The following is a 3,402-nucleotide window of genomic DNA, read 5'->3' on the forward strand; positions in this document are numbered from 1 at the left end:
TGAATACTAAGATTAGCGTTTCGATTTATCAGCGTCAGAGGGTAATTCAAACTCAGGGAGCATAAATTAGTATTACTTCGAGGTGTTTCTCTTCTTACGCTGTTAGCCTAGAAAAACACATGGGTTACTAGAAGAGAAAAGGACGGATATGACACTTCCTATTTTTCACTCAAACAACGGAAGGTGGAGTGTCGGTGGGTGTGGCTCAGTATGTTCCAGAACTAAATGCGGCGGTCGGTTACTTGCAAAACAACCGTAACATGAACATGAAAATCGCAATTTCAGTTAAACCACAGAACCCTACAGTGCATTTGGTGATTGGCCACAAGAGTAATGTAGAGAAAGAATATCCATCGCAAGCCTAACTGTATCGGATCTCACAGACCTTTGTACTACTCATCTAATGAACAGTTAGGAGCGTTATATGTTGTTGTCTTGGTTTAGCGACGACTACCCATCGGCCTTATTGTTATCATATTCAGGTACTAATTGAGTGAGGGGAATGATCGCCTCACCCAACTTTCATTGTGACAACGTCACAAAAAAGACCGAAAGACTACGGTTATTACCTTCCTTGAAGCCCTTATATAACGTTCTGGTCAGAGTTTTATAAAATATTCAACGTTTTACTGCCCACTTTTAAATCGACTCTCTTTATACCCAAGCGATAAAGGCAAGAGAGTACGTCATTTTGAAAAACATTGTATTGACTACGATTTAGAAGTAATAAAAATTCTTCTAACAAGTATCGTTTTTGAGCAAGCTGATAAAAATCACTTATCCTTTGCTTTACATCCAAGTCAATAACAGCGACTTCCAGGCGAGATTGATTCTTCTCAAATAAAAAACTAATCGGCCATTTTGACACAGAAAACCTCCATTATGTGTGAATTATAAAAACAGTCGTTACCGCTCGAAGGGAAAATTAGAGCAACATTTCTTCTTTAATTCCTACTTTGATTAATGCCGCCTTCTCAATCGCTGTTAGTTCTGAAAGCTCACTAACGAAATCACAATCCTTGAACCGAACGTCGGTCGCTTCACCCAACTTTTCACTCAAAGCAGTCATCAAGCCTTCTACTAGGCCACTGAAACGCATGGCAGTCGAGATTAAAACATTGTCACCTTGCGCCAAATCTGACGACGGAACTTTTTCAGCAACCAACCCAAAAACGCCTCGTAAACGCTGACCAAATGCACCTTCCAATTGCGTTAATGTCGCTTTCAGGTCACTTTTCGACATTTGATCCAAAGCTGAACTCATTAAATCCCCATCAAAACGAGCATGAGCATTCGCATCAAGCGCGTCTTCAGGTTTTTTTGCCGTTTTTTCATGCCATTGCAAGGCCGATGTATCAATAAAACCTTGTAAACCTTGCATAGTGGCGCTTACATTTGGACGTTTGTGTGAAAGTGAGTCCACTATTAATCCTAGATGCCCTGAATAATTTTTCTCTTGTTTAGGGACAGTAGAAAGCGCCAGTTCACGAACTAGACTCAGATCCCCTTTATTCAAGGCGATATTCTGAATAAATTTAAATGAAATATTGCCTTCGCTTAGCGCATCTTGTAGCTTATTTATTGTTTCACTAGATAGTGATGGTGTTAAATTCGCTGTTACTCGTGTAGACAAGTAACTCACCGAATCCAGTGCTGTTTTCTTACTATTATCCTTAGCTGAACCACTTCTAATACCTAAATCATTATCAGTTTCAGAACTAACAGCAATCGTCCTGACAGAATGCTCGCTCGAGCTTTGTTTCTGTGTTTCCGGCTCAAAATAAGAACTAATAGCCTCTTTAAGTCCACCAACTTGAGCAGTTAATTTTCGGTCATTGAATAGGTTTCAGCGACAATGGCGAGTTTAGTTTGAGCAGACCACTGCTCTGATGAAGTGTTGCTCTTTGGCACGGTGGCTCCTGAACTTCTGAGTTGCGGGCGCCAATAATACAGGGTCGCAGTGCTAATTCCTTCCTCTTCGGACACTTCTTTAACTGACATCGAATAGGGAGGCAGCAGCTTCTTCAATATCGCTTCTTTTCTTTCTACTGAGATACGAGACACAATTACTCTTTATCGCCCAAACTGGTTAAATTTTAACAGTGACAACTACCCTGCCAGATAGGGATATTGTGAACCCAGATTTAGACACAAGAACAGCTCCCGATTGGGAGCCGTTCCCCTTTCAAAAATGATAATGTGCTTTCACACTATCATTCTCCTTTAGCAGCTTTATTATCTTTGGTGCTTGTCTCTTCAGCCTTATGCTCTAATACATCACAGTTTTTATTGATAGTGATGGACTTAGGCTTCATAGCTTCAGGTATCTCTTTCACCAGAGTAATAGTTAACAATCCGTTAGAAAGATCTGCATCCGTAACTTCAACATAATCAGCTAAGTTGAACTTACGTTCGAATGTACGATTGGCGATACCCTGATACAGATATTTATTTTCTTTATCAGCACATTTTTGCCCACGTACACTTAGCACGCTCTTTTCTACTTGAATATCAAGCTCTTCCTGAGTAAATCCGGCTACGGCCAGGGTGATGGCATAGCGATTCTCTTTTAGAACTTCAATGTTATATGGTGGGTAACCGTTGATAGCAGTTTCACTGGTCATGGCATGATCAATTAATGATGCTAGACGGTCAAACCCAACACTACTACGGTATAGTGGAGATAGGTCAATTGAGCTCATAATATATCCTCCATAAGAAGCAATACAAAATAAAAACAAGAGTGATGAAAAGGCCTCTTGATAAGACAACCTTTTCAAGGTTTTTTATAGTGTTTACGAACAATTATTTCAATAGTTTTTATATAGCAATTTCTCATTGAATTAGTTTTTTTATATGAAATTGTTATATCCTATCTATAATGACGAGACAAAAATAGTTCATAATTAGACGGTCTCTCTACTCTCTGATGGGCAATATTCCACGATATGAATTACGCGGGTGGCATGGGGTCGAGATCGGTTGGTTGAGTTAGAAATGAAAAAAAGGCAGACTTTCAGTCTGCCTTTTTTGAGTCACAAGAGATTACTATCAAATCAAATGGAAGGTGATTTATGAATGTGACTCTATGCTTATGTGCGGGTTATGTTTGAAAAATCAATAGCCATGTGATGATTTATTTAACGTAATGGTACTTAGTGTGAACCCAAATTTAGACACAAGAACAGCTCCCTATTAGGAGCTGTTCTGCGTTACGGAGTCACGCAATTGAACATAGGAATAATGAACACCAATAATTTTTTTTAGTGAGTTTTTTAAAATGTATGTCTTTTTACGGCATAACCTTGTTTTTCTTAGATTCATCACTACATCAAATATGAACAATGTTGCTGTTAAACTAGTTTAAAGGTTTTGTATGGCTATCTATGTAGCGCCTGGTAA

5 protein-coding genes are annotated in these 3,402 nt (G+C 39.0%); 1 reads left to right on the forward strand and 4 read right to left on the reverse strand.

The annotated features are described in order from the left end of the window. Positions 1-188: 188 nt before the first annotated feature. Positions 189-365, forward strand: a complete 177-nt coding sequence (locus ACED25_RS23070; protein ID WP_157936399.1) for a hypothetical protein — start codon at positions 189-191, stop codon at positions 363-365. A gap of 242 nt (positions 366-607) precedes the next feature. Here the strand turns inward: ACED25_RS23070 and ACED25_RS23075 are convergent, their stop codons facing one another. The 4 genes from ACED25_RS23075 to ACED25_RS23090 form a co-directional block, all read right to left on the reverse strand. Further along, positions 608-868: a hypothetical protein gene (locus tag ACED25_RS23075; protein ID WP_017098102.1), complete on the reverse strand. Its 261-nt coding sequence runs from the start codon at positions 866-868 to the stop codon at positions 608-610. Positions 869-925: 57 nt separating this feature from the next. Continuing rightward, a complete protein-coding gene (locus tag ACED25_RS23080) occupies positions 926-1,633 on the reverse strand; it encodes a hypothetical protein (protein WP_241910257.1) in 708 nt (235 codons plus the stop codon). Positions 1,634-1,821: 188 nt separating this feature from the next. Then, the gene (locus ACED25_RS23085; RefSeq protein WP_032499864.1) at positions 1,822-2,064 is read right to left on the reverse strand and encodes a transposase; all 243 of its coding nucleotides are present in this window, start codon (positions 2,062-2,064) and stop codon (positions 1,822-1,824) included. A gap of 149 nt (positions 2,065-2,213) precedes the next feature. Next, complete coding sequence (locus ACED25_RS23090; RefSeq protein ID WP_017098606.1) at positions 2,214-2,702, reverse strand: Hsp20 family protein; 489 nt, start codon at positions 2,700-2,702, stop codon at positions 2,214-2,216. Between the last annotated feature and the right edge of the window lie 700 nt (positions 2,703-3,402).

It is taken from the genome of Vibrio sp. 1F263 (assembly GCF_041439035.1).
Taxonomy (GTDB): domain Bacteria; phylum Pseudomonadota; class Gammaproteobacteria; order Enterobacterales; family Vibrionaceae; genus Vibrio; species Vibrio tasmaniensis_A.

Excerpts from the sequence above, each read along its gene's own strand:
- ACED25_RS23090 (WP_017098606.1), bottom strand. The coding sequence starts at position 2,702 with ATGAGCTCAATTGACCTATCTCCACTATACCGTAGTAGTGTTGGGTTT.